The 17,179-nt window shown below is 67.4% G+C and carries 15 protein-coding genes; 10 read left to right on the forward strand and 5 right to left on the reverse strand.

From position 1 onward, the window contains the following. Window positions 1-47: 47 nt before the first annotated feature. From infB to ACZK0Z_RS07050, 7 genes are all read left to right on the forward strand, one after another. Entirely contained in the window at window positions 48-2,693 is a 2,646-nt protein-coding gene (gene infB / locus ACZK0Z_RS07020) for a translation initiation factor IF-2 (RefSeq protein WP_049427045.1), read from the forward strand. Between the two features lie 125 nt (window positions 2,694-2,818). After that, window positions 2,819-3,202: a 30S ribosome-binding factor RbfA gene (gene rbfA / locus ACZK0Z_RS07025; protein ID WP_005410447.1), complete on the forward strand. Its 384-nt coding sequence runs from the start codon at window positions 2,819-2,821 to the stop codon at window positions 3,200-3,202. Window positions 3,203-3,307: 105 nt separating this feature from the next. Next, window positions 3,308-4,216, forward strand: a complete 909-nt coding sequence (gene truB / locus ACZK0Z_RS07030; protein WP_336339706.1) for a tRNA pseudouridine(55) synthase TruB — start codon at window positions 3,308-3,310, stop codon at window positions 4,214-4,216. Between the two features lie 173 nt (window positions 4,217-4,389). Beyond that, window positions 4,390-4,650: a 30S ribosomal protein S15 gene (gene rpsO / locus ACZK0Z_RS07035; protein WP_005410445.1), complete on the forward strand. Its 261-nt coding sequence runs from the start codon at window positions 4,390-4,392 to the stop codon at window positions 4,648-4,650. Between the two features lie 151 nt (window positions 4,651-4,801). Then, window positions 4,802-6,910, forward strand: a complete 2,109-nt coding sequence (gene pnp / locus ACZK0Z_RS07040) for a polyribonucleotide nucleotidyltransferase (RefSeq protein WP_049427272.1) — start codon at window positions 4,802-4,804, stop codon at window positions 6,908-6,910. Window positions 6,911-7,043: 133 nt separating this feature from the next. Continuing rightward, window positions 7,044-8,090 (forward strand): winged helix-turn-helix domain-containing protein, encoded by a 1,047-nt coding sequence (locus ACZK0Z_RS07045; protein ID WP_336339707.1) that lies wholly within the window; start codon window positions 7,044-7,046, stop codon window positions 8,088-8,090. Window positions 8,091-8,148: 58 nt separating this feature from the next. Beyond that, the gene (locus ACZK0Z_RS07050; protein ID WP_336339708.1) at window positions 8,149-8,610 is read left to right on the forward strand and encodes a hypothetical protein; all 462 of its coding nucleotides are present in this window, start codon (window positions 8,149-8,151) and stop codon (window positions 8,608-8,610) included. Here ACZK0Z_RS07050 and ACZK0Z_RS07055 read toward each other — a convergent pair. Together ACZK0Z_RS07055 and ACZK0Z_RS07060 are read right to left on the reverse strand one after the other, a co-directional pair. Beyond that, window positions 8,579-9,643, reverse strand: a complete 1,065-nt coding sequence (locus ACZK0Z_RS07055; protein WP_080354967.1) for a serine hydrolase domain-containing protein — start codon at window positions 9,641-9,643, stop codon at window positions 8,579-8,581. The two genes, ACZK0Z_RS07050 and ACZK0Z_RS07055, sit on opposite strands and share 32 nt — an antisense overlap. Before the next feature lie 106 nt (window positions 9,644-9,749). Further along, entirely contained in the window at window positions 9,750-10,757 is a 1,008-nt protein-coding gene (locus ACZK0Z_RS07060; RefSeq protein ID WP_285310378.1) for a tetratricopeptide repeat protein, read from the reverse strand. 222 nt (window positions 10,758-10,979) lie between these two features. Between ACZK0Z_RS07060 and ACZK0Z_RS07065 the strand changes: the two genes are divergently transcribed. Both ACZK0Z_RS07065 and ACZK0Z_RS07070 read left to right on the forward strand, forming a co-directional pair. Next, window positions 10,980-12,170 carry a glycoside hydrolase family 18 protein gene (locus ACZK0Z_RS07065; protein WP_197632661.1) on the forward strand — a complete coding sequence of 397 codons (1,191 nt, stop codon included), beginning with the start codon at window positions 10,980-10,982 and terminating at the stop codon, window positions 12,168-12,170. Window positions 12,171-12,253: 83 nt separating this feature from the next. Continuing rightward, the gene (locus tag ACZK0Z_RS07070) at window positions 12,254-12,658 is read left to right on the forward strand and encodes a VOC family protein (RefSeq protein ID WP_197620254.1); all 405 of its coding nucleotides are present in this window, start codon (window positions 12,254-12,256) and stop codon (window positions 12,656-12,658) included. Window positions 12,659-12,682: 24 nt separating this feature from the next. Here ACZK0Z_RS07070 and ACZK0Z_RS07075 read toward each other — a convergent pair whose 3' ends face one another. From ACZK0Z_RS07075 to ACZK0Z_RS07085, 3 genes are read right to left on the reverse strand one after another with little or no spacing between them, the layout of a single operon-like run. Then, complete coding sequence (locus ACZK0Z_RS07075) at window positions 12,683-14,242, reverse strand: PepSY-associated TM helix domain-containing protein (protein ID WP_049427282.1); 1,560 nt, start codon at window positions 14,240-14,242, stop codon at window positions 12,683-12,685. Window positions 14,243-14,252: 10 nt separating this feature from the next. Further along, window positions 14,253-14,516, reverse strand: a complete 264-nt coding sequence (locus ACZK0Z_RS07080; protein WP_049427283.1) for a hypothetical protein — start codon at window positions 14,514-14,516, stop codon at window positions 14,253-14,255. Continuing rightward, window positions 14,516-14,812 carry a hypothetical protein gene (locus tag ACZK0Z_RS07085; protein ID WP_049434122.1) on the reverse strand — a complete coding sequence of 99 codons (297 nt, stop codon included), beginning with the start codon at window positions 14,810-14,812 and terminating at the stop codon, window positions 14,516-14,518. Before ACZK0Z_RS07085 ends, ACZK0Z_RS07080 begins: the two co-directional genes overlap by 1 nt. A 428-nt stretch (window positions 14,813-15,240) precedes the next feature. Here ACZK0Z_RS07085 and thrS point away from each other — a divergent pair, with 428 nt between their 5' ends. Then, complete coding sequence (gene thrS / locus ACZK0Z_RS07090) at window positions 15,241-17,142, forward strand: threonine--tRNA ligase (RefSeq protein ID WP_049430379.1); 1,902 nt, start codon at window positions 15,241-15,243, stop codon at window positions 17,140-17,142. Window positions 17,143-17,179: the final 37 nt, after the last annotated feature.

Raw genomic sequence — 17,179 nt, forward strand, 5'->3', positions numbered from 1 at the left:
CGCCACCTCCAGATGCGGGGGGGCGCCCACAAGATCATAGGATCCGAATGTCGCAGCAAACCACCATCCGCAAGCTTGCCGAACTGGTCAACACGCCGGTCGAAAAACTGCTGGAACAGCTGGCCGGTGCCGGCATGAAGTTCAGCGGTCCCGACCAGGTCGTGACCAGCTCCGAGAAGGTAAAGCTCCTGGGCTTCCTTCGTCGTTCGCACGGCAAGCCCGAGCAGGCCCCGGAAGAGACCGATCAGTCTGCAAAGAAGATCACGCTCAACCGCCGGAAGCAGCAGGAAGTGACGGTCAATTCCGGTCGCAGCAAGACGACCGTGAATGTCGAGGTGCGCCAGAAGCGTACCTACGTCAAGGATGGTGCTCGCGCCATGACGCCGGACGAAGAGCGCGCCGACATCCTGCGCAAGCTGGAAGAGTCGCGTGCCCGCAACCTTGCCGAACAGCAGGCCCTGGCCGAGAAGGATCGTCTGCGCGACGAAGCCATCGTCCGTGCCCGTGAAGAAGAGGTTGCGGCCAAGGAACGCGCAGAGGCCGAGAAGAAGGCCGCCGAGGAAGCTGCGGCTGCCGCCAAGGCTGCCGAGGCGCTGGCTGCCAGCAAGCCCAAGCGCGCTCCGATCGATGAAACCGCGCCGCGCCCGCCGCGTGCTCCGGCCGCCGCTCCGGCTGCGCCGCGCAGTGCACCGCCGCCGCCGCGCAACGACGACCGCAACAACCGCAGCGCACCGCGCAACGAGCGTGGCCCGGGCGACCGTTTCGCCGGCCAGATGCACCTGTCGGCTGCCGACCGCGCGCGTCGTGGCAACAGCAACAACAGCAACACCCGTGGTCGTCCGGGCGGGCGTAACCAAGCCGGTGGCCGTCGCGACATGTCGCGCGGTGGCAACAATGCCGGTCCGCACGCCTTCGAGCGGCCGACCGCGCCGGTGGTGCGTGAAGTGGCGATCGGCGACACGATCACCGTGGCCGACCTGGCGCAGAAGCTCGCGCTGAAGGGTGGCGAGGTGGTCAAGGCGCTGTTCAAGATGGGCGTGATGGCCACCATCACCCAGTCCATCGACCATGACACCGCCGCGCTGGTGACCGAAGAACTCGGCCACAAGGCGATCCGTGCCAACGACAACGACGCCGAAGACGCACTGCTGGCCTCGACCGGTGAAAACCAGGGCGAAGCCACCCAGCGCCCGCCGGTGGTCACCATCATGGGCCACGTCGACCACGGCAAGACCTCGCTGCTGGATTACATCCGCCGCACCAAGGTCGCCACCGGCGAAGCCGGCGGCATCACCCAGCACATCGGTGCCTACCACGTGGATACGCCGAAGGGCGTGATCAGCTTCCTGGATACCCCGGGCCATGCTGCCTTCACCTCGATGCGTGCCCGCGGTGCCAAGCTGACCGATATCGTGGTGCTGGTCGTGGCCGCCGATGACGGCGTCATGCCGCAGACCAAGGAAGCGATCCAGCACGCCCGTTCGGCGGGTGTGCCGCTGATCGTGGCGATCAACAAGATCGACAAGTCCGACGCCGACCCGATGCGGGTCAAGAACGAACTGCTGTCCGAGCAGGTCGTGGCCGAAGATTTCGGTGGTGATACCCAGATGGTGGAGATCTCGGCCAAGACCGGCCTGGGCATCGACGACCTGCTGGACGCCATCTCGATCCAGGCCGAACTGCTGGAACTGAAGGCCGTCGACGAAGGCCGCGCCTCGGGCGTGGTGATCGAATCGTCGCTGGACAAGGGCCGCGGCCCGGTCGCCACCGTGCTGGTGCAGCAGGGCCGCCTGAAGAAGGGAGACTACCTGGTGTGCGGCATCCAGTACGGCCGCGTGCGTGCGCTGTTCGACGAAACCGGCAAGCAGCCGGAGTTCGCCGGCCCGTCCATCCCGGTGCAGGTCCTGGGCCTGTCCGGCGTGCCGGAAGCCGGTGACGACTTCGTGGTCGTCGAGGACGAGCGCCTGGCCAAGGACGTTGCCCAGCAGCGTGAGACCAAGCGCCGTGAATCGCGCCTGGTCGCCACCGCCGGCAGCCGCATGGAAGACATCATGGCGACCCTGGGCAAGGGCGAGGGCCAGCAGGTCCTCAACCTGGTCATCAAGGCCGACGTGCAGGGTTCGGTGCAGGCCCTCAGCCAGGCACTGGTCGCGCTGTCCAACGAAGACATCCGCATCAACGTTATCCACTCCGGCGTGGGCGGCATCACTGAATCGGACGCCAACTCGGCGGCCGCTTCGAAGGCCACCGTCATCGGCTTCAACGTGCGTGCGGATGCTTCGGCCCGTCGCATCATCGAATCCAATGGCGTGGACCTGCGTTACTTCTCGATCATCTATGACGTGATCGATCAGGTGAAGCAGGTGGCTTCCGGTCTGCTGGGCGTGGAGATCCGTGAAGAGATCATCGGTATCGCCGAGGTCCGCGACGTCTTCCGCAGTTCCAAGCTGGGCGCCGTCGCCGGTTCGATGGTCATCGAGGGCGTGGTCAAGCGCAACAAGCCGATCCGCGTACTGCGCGACAGCGTGGTGATCTTCGAAGGCGAGCTGGAATCGCTGCGCCGCTTCAAGGAAAACGTCGAGGAAGTCCGCAACGGTACCGAATGCGGTATCGCGGTGAAGGCCTACAACGACGTCAAGCCGGGTGACCAGATCGAGTGCTTCGAGCGTATCGAAGTGCCGCGCACCCTGTAATGCTGCAAGGGGCCGGTCCTCGCGGACCGGTCCGCCACCCTGGTGGGGCCCGACCTCGGTCGGGCCGCCTTCCCTGGTAGGGCCCGACCTTGGTCGGGTCACATTCAAATCAAGAGCCTGACCGCGTGCCCAAGACTTTCCATCGAACCGACCGTGTCTCCGCCCAGCTGCGCCGTGAACTCGGCACCCTGGTGCACAACGCCGTGCGCGAGCACGGGTTGCCCTCGGTGAGCGTGTCCGACGTGGAAATCACCCGCGACATGGCCCATGCCAAGGTGTTCGTCACCGCGCTGATGCCGGAGCGTTCGGCTGAAGCCGTGGCCGGCCTGAAGGAGCTGGGCTACCGCCTGCGCATGGACCTGGCCCGTGCGATGAAGCTGCGCCACGTGCCGGAGCTGCATTTCCACTACGACGACTCGGTCGACCGTGGTGAGCACATCGACAACATCCTGCGCGACCTGCCCGATACGCTGGCCGCGGAGAAGCGTCGCGAGAGCGACGAAGAATAAGCCAGCGCCGGGCCCATGCCCGGCGTCTTTCCATTCCGGCAACGCGATGCCTGTGCCGGCCGCGCTGCGGCAGCCGGGTATGGCTCGGCTCTACAACATCCTGTCATGACCCGAATTCAGTTCCGCCGCCTGGATGGCATCCTGCTGCTCGACAAGTCGACCGGCATGAGCTCCAATGCCGCCCTGCAGGTGGCCCGCCGCCTGTTCCGCGCCGAGAAGGGTGGCCACACCGGCAGCCTCGACCCGCTGGCCACCGGCCTGCTGCCACTGTGCTTCGGCGAGGCGACCAAGATCGCCGGCCTGCTGCTCGGCTCGGCCAAGGCCTACGACGCCGAGATCGTGCTCGGCCAGACCACCGATACCGATGACGCCGAAGGCCAGGTGCTGCTGCAGCGCCCGGTGCCGGTGATCAGTGCCGAAGCGCTGCAGGCCGCACTGGCGCCGCTGCGCGGCAGCATCCGCCAGCGTGCCCCGATCTATTCGGCGTTGAAGCAGGGCGGTGAGCCGCTGTATGTGAAGGCCCGCCGTGGCGATGTCATCGAAGCGCCAGAGCGCGAGGTCCAGGTGCATGCCATCGAGGTGCTGGAGCAGCAGCCGGAACGGCTGCGCCTGCGCGTGACCTGCGGATCGGGCACCTATATCCGCAGCCTGGCCCGCGACCTGGGCGAGGCGCTGGGTTGTGGCGCCCATATCAGCGCGTTGCGCCGGCTCTGGGTGGAGCCGTTCCGCGAACCGGCCATGGTCACCCTGGACCAGCTGCGGGCGATGGTCGAGGCCGGCGACGAGGCGGGCATGGACGCGCTGCTGCTGCCTCTGGCGGCGGGGCTGGCGGAATACCCGCGGGTCGACCTCGATGCCGGACAGGCCCACCGCTTCTGCGTCGGCCAGCGCCAGCGCGACCCGTCCTGGCCGCATGGCCTGGTCGCCGTGTTCGGTCCGGACGATGCTGTCCAGGGGCTCGGGCAGGTCGACGACAGCGGGCTGCTGGCCCCGCAGCGCCGCTTCAACCTCTGAACGGGGCAGGGTGGTTCAGCCCCGGACCTTGTTCCCGGCCCCCCCGACCGTTACAATTTCGCGGCCGTTTTCCGGCAGCCTGCCTCGCGCAGGTTTCATCCTCGTAGTCCACGGCGAGCCTGGCGGTGCGCGAAGCGCGTTCCTGCCGGCCACGCATCACAGAGAAAAAAGAAATGTCGATCGACACCCAGAAGGTCATTGAAGACAACAAGCGCAGCTCGGCTGACACCGGCTCCCCGGAAGTCCAGGTGGCCCTGCTGACCGCCCGCATCGAGCTGCTGACCGGCCACTTCAAGACCCACAAGAAGGACCACCACAGCCGCCGCGGCCTGCTGCAGATGGTCAACCGCCGTCGCAGCCTGCTCGACTACCTGAAGAAGAAGGACGTCGAGCGTTACAAGGCCCTGATTGAAAAGCTTGGCCTGCGTCGCTAAGCAACGAATCCCCCGCGGCGCAGCGATGCGCCGCGGTTTTGTTTTGTAGCACCGCAATCCCCGATTCAGGCCGGAACGATCCGGCCACCCGCTGGCGGCAAGGGTCGCCGACGGTCCAAATTCGCAGACAGCATCCCCAAGGACACCCTCCGTGGCAAAAATCACCAAAACCTTCCAGTACGGCAAGCACACCGTCACGCTCGAGACCGGCGAAGTCGCCCGTCAGGCCAGCGGTGCCGTCATCGTCAAGATGGACGACACCGTACTGCTGGTCACCGCCGTCGCCGCCAAGAGCGCGCGCGAAGGCCAGGACTTCTTCCCGCTGACCGTCGATTATCAGGAAAAGTTCTACGCCGGCGGCCGTATCCCGGGTGGTTTCTTCAAGCGTGAAGGCCGTGCGACCGAGAAGGAAACCCTGATCTCGCGTCTGATCGACCGTCCGATCCGCCCGCTGTTCCCGGAAGACTACAAGAACGAAGTGCAGATCATCGCCACGGTCATGTCGCTGAACCCGGACGTGGACGGCGACATCCCGGCCCTGATCGGCGCCTCGGCTGCCCTGGCCCTGGCCGGCACCCCGTTCATGGGTCCGATCGGCGCTGCCAAGGTCGGTTACAAGAACGGCGAGTACATCCTGAACCCGACCGTCAGCGAACTGGCTGACTCGCAGCTGGAACTGGTCGTTGCCGGTACCTCCAACGCCGTGCTGATGGTTGAATCCGAAGCCGCGCTGCTGTCCGAAGAAGTGATGCTGGGCGCCGTGACCTTCGGTCACCGCGAAATGCAGAAGGTCATCAACGCGATCAACGAGCTGACCGTCGAAGCCGGCACCAAGCCGTCGACCTGGGAAGCCCCGGCCAAGAACGACGCGCTGATTTCCGCCCTGAAGGAAGCCATCGGCCCGCGCCTGGGCGAAGCCTTCCAGGTGCGCGACAAGCTGCAGCGCCGCGACGCCATCTCGGCGATCAAGAAGGACGTGTTCGAAGCCCTGGCTGGCCGCGTGGCTGCCGAGGGCTGGAACCCGGCCGAGCTGTCGAAGGAATTCGGCGAGCTGGAATACCGCACCATGCGTGACTCGGTGCTGGACACCAAGGTCCGCATCGACGGTCGTGCGCTGGACACCGTCCGCCCGATCGCCGTGAAGACCGGCGTGCTGCCGCGTACCCACGGTTCCTCGCTGTTCACCCGCGGCGAAACCCAGGCCATCGTGACCATCACCCTGGGCACCGCCCGTGACGGCCAGGTCATCGACGCCGTTGCCGGTGAGTACAAGGAAAACTTCCTGTTCCACTACAACTTCCCTCCGTTCTCGGTGGGCGAGTGCGGCCGCATGATGGGCCCGAAGCGCCGCGAAATCGGCCACGGTCGCCTGGCCAAGCGCGGCGTGCTGGCTGTCATGCCGTCGCTGGAAGCCTTCCCGTACACCATCCGCGTCGTCTCGGAAATCACCGAGTCGAACGGTTCCTCGTCGATGGCCTCGGTCTGCGGCTCGTCGCTGGCCCTGATGGACGCGGGCGTGCCGGTGAAGGCGCCGGTTGCCGGTATCGCCATGGGCCTGGTCAAGGAAGGCGAGCGCTTCGTCGTCCTGTCCGACATCCTGGGTGACGAAGATCACCTGGGCGACATGGACTTCAAGGTGGCCGGTACCGCTGAGGGCATTTCCGCCCTGCAGATGGACATCAAGATCGAAGGCATCACCGAAGAGATCATGAAGCAGGCCCTGCAGCAGGCCAAGGCTGGCCGTCTGCACATCCTGGGCGAAATGGCCCACGGCCTGACCGCTCCGCGCGAAGAGCTGTCGGACTACGCGCCGCGCCTGCTGACCATCAAGATCCACCCGGACAAGATCCGCGAAGTGATCGGCAAGGGTGGTTCGACCATCCAGGCCATCACCAAGGAAACCGGCACCCAGATCGACATCCAGGACGACGGCACCATCGTCATCGCGTCGGTCAATGCCATCGCTGCCCAGGCCGCCAAGGCCCGCATCGAGCAGATCACCTCGGACGTCGAGCCGGGCCGCATCTACGAAGGCAAGGTCGCCAAGATCATGGACTTCGGTGCGTTCGTCACGATCCTGCCGGGCAAGGACGGCCTGGTCCACGTGTCGCAGATCTCCAGCGATCGCGTCGAGAAGGTCGGCGACGTGCTGAAGGAAGGCGATGTGGTCAAGGTCAAGGTGCTGGAAGTCGACAAGCAGGGCCGTATCCGCCTGTCGATGAAGGCCGTGGAAGAAGGCGACGCCGTCAGCGCCGAGTAATCGACCGAGCTGGTTCCCGGTAGGTGTCAACCTTGGTTGACACACTTCTGGAATCGCCAAAATGAAAAAGCGGGCTTCGGCCCGCTTTTTCTTCGCCTGTCTCCCAGCGCAGCCGCAACGCTATGCTTCGCCCATGGACACCCTGCGCCTGCTCGACCTGGATATCGATCGCTCGGCGCAACGCGTCAGTCGCAACGGCGAGATCCTGCCCGTCAGCGGCCTCAGCTGGACCCTGCTCGACGTACTCCTCCAGCACGGCAACGACGTCGTGGATTTCGACACCCTGGCCGCCCAGGTCTGGGCACCGGCGGTGGTCGGCGAGGATGCGGTCAGCCAGCGGGTGAAGCTGCTGCGGCAGGCCTTGGGCGATGACAGCCGGCGCCCGCGCTACATCCGTTCGGTACGTGGTCGTGGCTACCAGCTGTGTGCGTCGCCGTTGCCGGCCAGCGTGCCGCCTGCGCCATCCTCGCGCGCCCGCAGGCTCGGCTGGGGCGTGGCGGCTGTCGCGGTGCTGGGCGTGGTGGCCACGCTGCTGCTGTGGCCCCGGTCGACGCCACAGGGGGCAGGGCAGTCGCTGCTGCAGCGCGCCGAGTACTACGCGGGGATCGGCCAGGCCAGCAACAACCGCGTGGCCATCACCCTGTACCGGCAGGCGCTGCAGGCAGATCCCGAATCCACGCCGGCACGGCGCGGCCTGTCCCGTGCGCTGGCGGCGCAGGGCTGCCTGTTCAACGGCACGCCCGAGCAGCTGCGCGAGGCGCTGGCATTGGCCGAGCAGGAGCTCCAGCGCACACCCGGCGATGCCGCCGCGCACGCTCTGTGGGGGTATGCGCAGGACTGCATTGGCGACATGCGCCAGGCGATCACCGGCTACAGCCGCGCGATCGAACTCGAGCCGGGCGACGAGCGTAGCCGCGCATCGCTGGCCTACCTGCAGCAGGAACGCGGCCAGCTCGCCACGGCGCTGCAGGCCAACCTGTCCCTGAAGGCGCCCGAGCGCATCCGCTTCCGTGACGTGCAGGTCGCGCGCGAGCTCGAACTGCTCGGCTTCACCCAGGCGGCCGCGGATCGCCACGCGCGCAATTTCCAGCTGTATCCCGACAACGTGTTCTCCAACATCGCCTGGCCGCAGCCTGTACCTGGCCGGCGCGCCACAGCGGGCCCGGCAGGCGCTGGATGAAGCGCTCGCGCGTGGCACGCCGCATCCGCAGCTGCTGCGCCTGCAGGGCGAACTGGCGTTGCTGGCCGGCGACGCTGCAGGCGCCGCCGACGCGTTCGAGCGTGGCCGCCAGCTGCGGCCGCAGCAATCGCTGGGCCAGACCCTGGCGGCGTTGCATGGCGCGCAGGCTGCGGACGCCACCTGGATCGACCAGCGCCTGCAGCAGCTCGCTACCAGCGCGGGAGCGGGCGACGGCTGGCCCGATGCGGCGCTGGAGCGGGCGCTGCTGCTGCAGGCCCAGGGCCATGCAGGCGACGCGGTGACGGCACTGCAGCAGGCGGTCGATGACGGCTTCCGCGACGTGGCGTGGCTGCGTGCCACGCCGCTGTTCGTCCGCCTGCGCAGCGCGCCCGGCTGGCCGGCCCTGCTGCAGCGCCTGGACGCCGACATTGCCCGGCAACGTGCGCAGGTGCTGGCCGCCAGCTGGCGACCCGACGACCTGGCCGCGCTCAGCGCAGCGCCGGCAGCAGAAACTCGGTGAGGATGCGCCGCGACTGCGGATGGGCGAAGTTGCGGTTGAACGCCTGGCTGGTGACCACCGCCACCACGCGCTGCTCGGGCAGCACGAACACGTAGTTGCCGCCATTGCCGGACATCGCCCACACCGTGCGCGGTGAACCCTGCACGTCCAGCTTCAGGCCCCACCACTGGTAGCCGTAGTCGCTGCCGTCGGAGGTGCTCGTCTGCGGTCGCACCATCGCCTCGATGTAATCCTTCGGTACCAGTTGGCGGCCCTGCCAGCGGCCGCCATCGAGCACCAGCTGGCCGAAGCGGGCGAGGTCCTGCGTGCGGTAGCGGGTGCCGCCGCCGCCCATGCCGATGCCCTCCGGCGAGCGGTTCCACTGGCTGCGGGTGATGCCCATCGGTCGCTCCAGGACGCGCGCGGCGTAGTCGGCCAGCGGTTGGCCGCTGGCTTTCTCCAGTACCGCGCCCAGAACGAACGGATTGGCGGTGCAGTAGGCGAACGCGCGCCCATGCGGGCTGTCCTCCGGCCGCTGCATCCACGGCGCGAAGCCCTTCACCGGCAGGCCCAGGGTGAAGTCCAGCCACTTCTCGGACACGTACATGCGTTCCTCGTGGCCGGCCGAGAACGGGTTTTCGTCATCGCACTCCCAGAGGCTGCTCATGGTCAGCAGGTCCTGCACGGTGGTGGCACGCAGGCGCGGGTCGACCGCGTGCTGGGCAGTGAACGTCGGGAAGTAGTCATACACCCGGGCCTGCACGCCGGGCAGGGTGCCTTCGCCAATGGCTGCACCGACCAGCAGCGCGGTCACGCCTTTGCTGGCCGATCGCACGTCGTGCAGGGTCTGCGCGTCGGCACCGTTGAAGTAGCCCTCGTAGACGACCTTGCCATCGACCTGCAGCAGCACGCTGCGGATCTGTTTCAGTTCATCGCTGGCGATGGCCTGCTGCAGGGCCTGCAGACGGGGCTGGTCCGGTGGGGTGGCGCGGGCAGCGAAGGGCTGGCTGCAGATGGCGCAGAGCAGGGTGAGGGCAGGCAGGATCGAACGCATCGTCGGACTCCATCAAAGGGAGCCCGATTGAGCCTGCGCTGCGTCTGAAGTGCTGGAAACCGGCCTGAAGAATTCTGAAGGCCCTGTGCCACAAGGCTCGCAGGTGTCAACCCGGGTTGACGCGCTCTTCCTCTTCTTCCTCGCCCAGCCACCACACCTGGCCCGGCTCGGGGTCACTCAGCGCATGCTCTCGCTGTTCGATGGCCTCCAGCACGCGTCCTGGGGCCGCGGCGGTCCACGTCGCCAGCAGCTTCTCCACCGCAGCCCGGCCCTGCGCGGCAATGCCCAGATCGCGCTCGCGCGCCCAGGTACCTTCTTCGACGGCCTCTGCATCGTCGTCATGTTGATGCGGGGTGCCATAGCTGCAGCGGCGGCACAGCCGGCGCACGGTCGCGGTCCAGTCCTCGACCATGCCGATGCCGGGCAGGTCCATGGCCCCCAGGGCAGCGATGTCATCGGCAGAATCGCACTGCACGAACACGGTGAAGGTCGCCATGTCCGATCGCTGCAGGCGCTGCATTGCGTTGAACACCGGTACCTCGTGTTCGCCGTACGTACGTCGGCCGGTCGACGCACCGTCATGCAGCACGATGTCGCCGAAGCGGAAGCCGCTTTCGGGTAGCGGTACGTTGTCGATGCGTGCACGCACCGGATCAATGCGGCTCATGTACACCACCTCGGCATCGGACCACGGCGCCAGGCGCATGCAGGCCACGCCGAAGCTGCCCTCGATCGGGCCTTCGCCCTCGGGCAGGGTGATGCCACAGCGGATCCACTGGCGTCGTGCTTCGGCCCAGTCCGCCATGCCGGTGGCCGCGATCCCGGCATTCCAGGCGGTGGCGACATCGAATTCCCCGCGCAGCTGCTCCGATCGCAGGTTGTCCTGCAGCGAGGCCGCCCAGTCGCGCAGGTACTTGTGCGCCAGCCCGCGCATGTAGTGCAGGTAGGGCACCTCGGGAGCGATGGCGATCAGTTCGCCGAACAGCGCCACCGCCTGCGGCAGGTCGCCTTCGTGGAACGCGTCGTAGGCGCGCGCTTCCAGTATCTGGTGTTCGTCGAGGGATGCGCCGTCCAGCAGGTCGCCGTCGGGAGTGGTGTCGTGATCGGTGCTCATGTCCATGTGCGGTTGAAGATCCGCGGCCACCTTAGCCGATGCAGGGGGCCGGGTGCGCTGCGTCGGTGCGTGTCCTGCTGCAATGCATGATGGCAGTGGCATGACTGCCACGTTGTCGCCCTCTGGCTGATCGTTGCTGTCCACTGGACGACATGCCACGACATCGGTCCCATGGCCTCATCGGTTTGCTAACGTGGCGGCGCCTTCGAACCGGGAGATTCCATGTTCCGCCAGACCGTGGCCGTCCTTGCCGTGCTGATTGCCGGCGCCCTGCCCATTGCCGCGCACGCCGCGCCCGCACAGCCGCCGATCTTCGGTGCCTACTACCCCGGCGGTTCCGCCGAGCGCTATCCGGTGTCGAGCATTCCGGCCGAGCGCCTGACCCACCTGTTCTACGCGTTCTCGACCATCGAGGATGGGCGCTGCACGATCGGTGCGGAAGCACCGAAGAACTTCGCCGCGCTGGCCGAGCTGAAGAAGGCACACCCGCACCTGCGCACGCTTATTTCGATTGGCGGCTGGGGCGCGGGCGGGTTCTCCGATGCGGCGCTGACCGAGGCCAGCCGCAAGCGGTTGGTGGATTCGTGCATGGTGCTGTTCTTCGATCGCCACGCCGGCAGCTTTGATGGGGTGGATATCGACTGGGAGTTCCCGGTCAGTGGTGGCCCGAAGGAGCTGGCGCACCGTCCGCAGGACCGCGCCAACCTGACCCGGCTCGCGCAGGCGTTCCGCGTGGCACTCGATGCGCGCGGTCGCAAGATGGGACAGCCGATGCTGCTGACCGCCGCGCTGGCCGCCGGTCGCCTGCAGACCGATGGCCCCTACGATCCGGCGGCGAGCTACGACCTGCCGGCGCTGGCCAAGGTGTTCGATTTCATCAACCTGATGAGCTACGACATGGGCACCGGCTTCTCGGCGGTGTCGACCTTCAACGCACCGCTGCATGAGGTGGCGGCCGATCCACTGGCGCCGGAACTGCGGCGCTGGAACAACGTGGCCGGTGCCGTGCAGTTCTACCGCGAGCACGGCGTACCGGCCGGCAAGCTGGTGCTGGGCGTGCCGTTCTACGGGCGCGGCTTCAAGGTGACCGGTGATGCCCCGGATGGGTTGTACCAGCCCTACAGTGCACCGGCCGATGCCGGCGACTGGCGGGTGATCAAGGCGCGCTATCTCGACCAGCCGGGCTGGACGAAGCATTGGCAGCCGCAGGCGCAGAGCCCGTGGCTGTACAACGCCGAACAGAAGGTCTTCATCAGCTATGAGGACCCGCGCTCGATCGGCCTGCGTGCGCAGTTCGCCCGCGAGCAGGGCCTGGCCGGCGTGTTCATGTGGGAGCTGACCGGCGACGACGAACAGGCCAGCCTGCTCAACGCCATGCTCGGCCCGTGGCAGAAAGCCCGCATCGGCGATTGAGCCACCCGCTGGCGGCGGATGCGGCAACGCCATCGGCCCAACCCCGCACATCGTGGCAATGCCCGCAGCGTTACGCTGCGGGCATGATCCATCTCGAACGCCTGGACCATCTGGTCCTCACCGTGGCCGACATCGAACGCAGCTGTGATTTCTACCAGCGCGTGCTCGGCATGCAGGTCGTGCGCTTCGGCGCCGGCCGCACCGCGCTGCAGTTCGGCCGGCAGAAGATCAACCTGCATCCGGCCAGCGCCCCGCTGCAGCCGCATGCGCTGCAACCCACGCCGGGCAGCGCCGATCTCTGCCTGATCACGCGTACCGCCATGGCCGATGTGCTGGCCCACCTGCAGGCGCAGTCCGTTGCGGTGGAGGAGGGGCCGGTTGCACGCACCGGCGCGCTGGGTCCGATCGAATCGGTGTACTTCCGCGACCCGGATGGCAACCTGATCGAAGTCAGCCATTACCCCGACGAAGCACAACTGCTCCGGTAGCGCCGGACCATGCGGGGCGACGCGTCAGTTCGCCCAGACGCTGTTCGGATCGCCGTTGCGGGCGCGACGCTGGCTGGCGACTGCCAGGCGGGCGAAGCCGAAGGCCATGGCCAACGCGATGGCATCGATCCAGAACAACGGCCACTGGCCCTGCGAGGCAGCGCGCCACAGCCAGTCACCATTGAGTGCGCCGTGCAGCACCGGCACCAGCGCGGTACTGATCGCCGCCGCCCACAGCAGCTCGCGTGCGGCCTGCGCCGGGCGTCGCAGCGCGGCCCACAGCGCACAGGCCGCCCAGCTGCCAAAGCAGGCCCAGCGGATGCCATGGTCTACCGCCGCCGGCGCCAGCCGTTCCAGCACCAGCGCGGTGAGGAACGCGACCGAGATCGCCACGCACAGGCCGATGCACACGCCGACCGTGGCCCGTGCCATGTTTACTCCGGCGCGCGGCTGCTGCGGCTGGCGACGCTTGCGCCGCGACTCGATCCACAGCAGGTTGCCCGAGTAGAACAGGAACGCACCGCCGAGGCCGAGCAGGAAGTACAGCCAGACCACCACGCCGTTGCCGAACTCGCCGAAGTGCAGCGCATAGGCGGCGCTGAGCGTGGCGTGGTTGGCGTCGCGCTGGCCCGGCAGCTGGGTCGCCAGTACATTGCCGGTGGCAACGTCCAGCGCCACAGCGCCGAGGGGGCCGAGCGTGCCGGTGGATTCACCGGTGATCTCGATGGTGGCGTTGGCGTCGCCGGCGTTGGCCAGCTTCAGGTAGGCCGGCTCGAAGCTGGTCACGCCCTGTGCGCGCGCCACTTCCAGCGCCCGCGCATGCAGCACGCGCAGGCTGCCCGGCGGCGAGGGGATGCCGGTCGCTTCACGCACCGGTGCGGTGTCCATCGCTGTTGGCACGGCCTGCAGGGCCTTGCCGTCGAAGATCAGCGGGTTGAGCAGGGCCATCTGCACGAACACCAGGCAGAGCAGGGCCCCGGTCACCGCGAACATCAGGTGGAAGGGCAGGCTCAGCACGCCGATCACGTTGTGCGCGTCCTGCCACAGCTGTTTCAGGTTGCGCCCCGGACGCAGCGCGAACAGGTCGCCGAGCAGCTTCGGCAGATGGATCACCAGGCCGCTCAGCAGGGCCATGCCGTACAGCAGGCTGACGATGCCCATCACGTAGATGCCGGCCACGGGCAGGCCGAGGCTGTAGTGCAGCTCGTTGACCAGTTCCGCCAGCCCGGTCTGCGGCGGCGTCGGGCTGCCGGCGATCTGACCCGGCCAGGCGTAGCGCCAGCTGCCGTCATCGGCCTGCCAGTACGCGAGTGGCTGCGGGTGGTCGGCGCCGGGGAAGGTCATGCCGACGTGGCGGCGGGCTTCCGGATGCGTGGCCAGTACGTCCTCCAGCAGGTACTGCGCATCATCCAGTCCTGCCGGCAGCGCAGTGGCTGCGCCCGGCGTCTGCCACAGCGGCAGATCGTGGTGGAACAGGGTCAACGCACCGGCGTAGAAGGCCACGAACAGGCCGAAGCCAGCCACCAGGCCGACCCAGGTATGCAGGGTGGTGAACGTGCGCAGGGTCTGCGAGCTGAACTTCATGGGGCAGGTCTCATTGCACCGCGCCGAACAGGCGCAGCAGCCCAAGCACGGCGAAGCCGGCGGCGGCGCTGCCACCCAGCACCAGCCAGGCACGCAGCGCGCTGCGGAAACTGAACGCCCACAGGGCGGCCAGCATCCACAGCGGGATGAAAGCGATCAGGGACGGCACCAGCGCCCGCTGCCAGGGGCCGGGCGGCAGCCATGCCAGCAGGCCGGTCGCGGCGGCGGCCAGGAAGAAACCGGCGACGATGCCAGCGAAGGCGCGCGGCCACATCAGGGCGACTCCGGGCCGGGACGGTGCCAGGCGGCCAGGGCCGGCAACAGCATCGCCGCCAGCATCCAGGTGCACAGCATCGCCACCAGGCCGGCAGCGAAGCCGAGTTCTGCCATCCACAGCCACAGCGCAGCGGCGGCCGCGACCAGGCCGATCTGGCGGCCCAGGCGACCGGCGCGGCGCAGGCGCGGCCAGCGGCAGTGCGGCGAGGCGGCATAGAAGGCCAGCGCCGAGAACATCGCCGCCAGCATGCCCAGGCTGCAGAAGCCGAGCGTGGAAAGGCCGACGGTGATCATTGCGGACGGCTGCCGCGGCAGCGGGCCGGCGAACGCGGGGCACGGGCGGGGCCGGCGGGAGCCGGTCGGAGCGGGTGGCGCATCACGAGGTCCTGGGGGAAAGCGGGCAGGCTGGCACGGGGCGGGCTGCGTGCACATGGTAGTCATTGCGTTTTCACGCCGCCAGCGGCGGCCATTCAGCGGACCGTACGGTAGCCCTTGGGCTTTCCGGTGCGCTGGTTTAAGATCATCACACTCCCCGACTGGAACAAGGTGGCCCGCGCCCAGCGCCGGCCGAGCGTGCGACATGAGCACTACCACCGCCCACTGTTGACCTGCCCCCGAAGGCCCTGTGTTCCAGGCGCCCTCGTGGCGCTTTTTTATTGCCCGGGCGCCGCCCCGGGACCGCTTTCCAGCCCGCCCCGCGGGCCCCGCACGAAGCCACTGCGATGATCAACATTACCCTTCCCGACGGCAGCCGCCGCGAGTTTGAAACCCCCGTCAGCGTCATGGACGTCGCCCAGTCGATCGGTGCCGGCCTGGCCAAGGCCACCATCGCCGGTGCCGTGGATGGCGTGCTGGTCGATGCCAGCGACGTCATCGACCACGATGCCAGCCTGCGCATCATCACCGCCAAGGACGAGGAGGGCGTGGAGATCATCCGCCACTCCTGCGCCCACCTGGTCGGCCACGCCGTCAAGCAGCTGTACCCGGACGTGAAGATGGTGATCGGCCCGGTGATCGCCGAAGGCTTCTATTACGACATCTACTCCGAGCGCCCGTTCACCCCGGACGACATGGCCGCGATCGAGAAGCGCATGGGTGAGCTGATCGCCCAGGACTACGACGTCATCAAGAAGATGACGCCGCGCGCGGAAGTGATCGAGATCTTCAAGGCCCGTGGCGAGGACTACAAGCTGCGCCTGATCGAGGACATGTCCGACGATATCCAGGCGATGGGCATGTACTACCACCAGGAATACGTGGACATGTGCCGCGGCCCGCACGTGCCGAACACGCGCTTCCTGAAGGCCTTCAAGCTGACCCGCATCTCCGGCGCCTACTGGCGTGGCGACGCGCAGAACGAACAGCTGCAGCGCATCTACGGCACCGCCTGGGCCGACAAGAAGCAGCTCGAGGCGTACATCAAGCGCATCGAGGAAGCCGAGATGCGCGACCACCGCCGCATCGGCAAGCAGCAGGACCTGTTCCACCTGCAGGAAGAAGCGCCGGGCCTGGTGTTCTGGCACCCCAAGGGCTGGGCGCTGTGGCAGGTGGTCGAGCAGTACATGCGCAAGGTCTACCGCAACAGCGGCTACGGCGAAGTGCGCTGCCCGCAGATCCTGGACGTGAGCCTGTGGAAGAAGTCCGGCCACTGGGACAACTACCAGGACAACATGTTCTTCACCGAATCGGAGAAGCGCACGTACGCGGTCAAGCCGATGAACTGCCCGGGCCACATCCAGGTGTTCAACCAGGGCCTGCACAGCTACCGCGACCTGCCGATCCGCTATGGTGAGTTTGGTTCCTGCCACCGCAACGAGCCGTCCGGCGCGCTGCACGGCATCCTGCGCGTGCGTGGCTTCACCCAGGACGACGGCCACGTGTTCTGCACGGAAAACCAGATCGAGTCGGAAGTGACGGCCTTCCACCAGCAGGCGCTGGCGGTTTACCAGCACTTCGGCTTCGACGAGATCCAGATCAAGATCGCCCTGCGCCCGGAATCGCGGCTGGGTGACGACGCCACCTGGGACAAGGCCGAAGGCGCGCTGCGCTCGGCACTGACCGCCTGTGGCGTGGAATGGCAGGAGCTGCCGGGCGAGGGTGCCTTCTATGGCCCGAAGATCGAGTACCACCTGAAGGACGCCATCGGCCGTACCTGGCAGCTGGGCACCATGCAGGTCGACTTCATGATGCCGGGCCGCCTGGGCGCCGAGTACGTGGACGAGAACAGCCAGAAGAAGCACCCGGTCATGCTGCACCGCGCCATCGTCGGCTCGATGGAGCGCTTCCTGGGCATCCTGATCGAGCACCATGCCGGCCAGTTCCCGGCCTGGCTGGCCCCGACCCAGGTGGTGGTGGCCAACATCACCGATGCCCAGGCCGACTACGTCTCGGGTGTGACCAAAACCCTTGCGGAGCAAGGCTTCCGCGTCAGCTCGGATTTGCGTAACGAGAAGATCGGCTATAAAATCCGCGAGCATACGTTGCAGCGCGTGCCCTACCTGCTGGTCATCGGTGACCGCGAGAAGGAAAATGGGGCTGTGGCGGTGCGTACGCGTTCTGGCGAAGATCTGGGCAGCATGAGCCTGCAGGCCTTCATCGAGCGGCTCCACGCCGAGGGCGCGTAAGCAAAGGTCCGGTCCGGGCGCACAGGCACCCGGACCG

The sequence above is a fragment of the Stenotrophomonas sp. 116085_Sma genome, assembly GCF_056479585.1.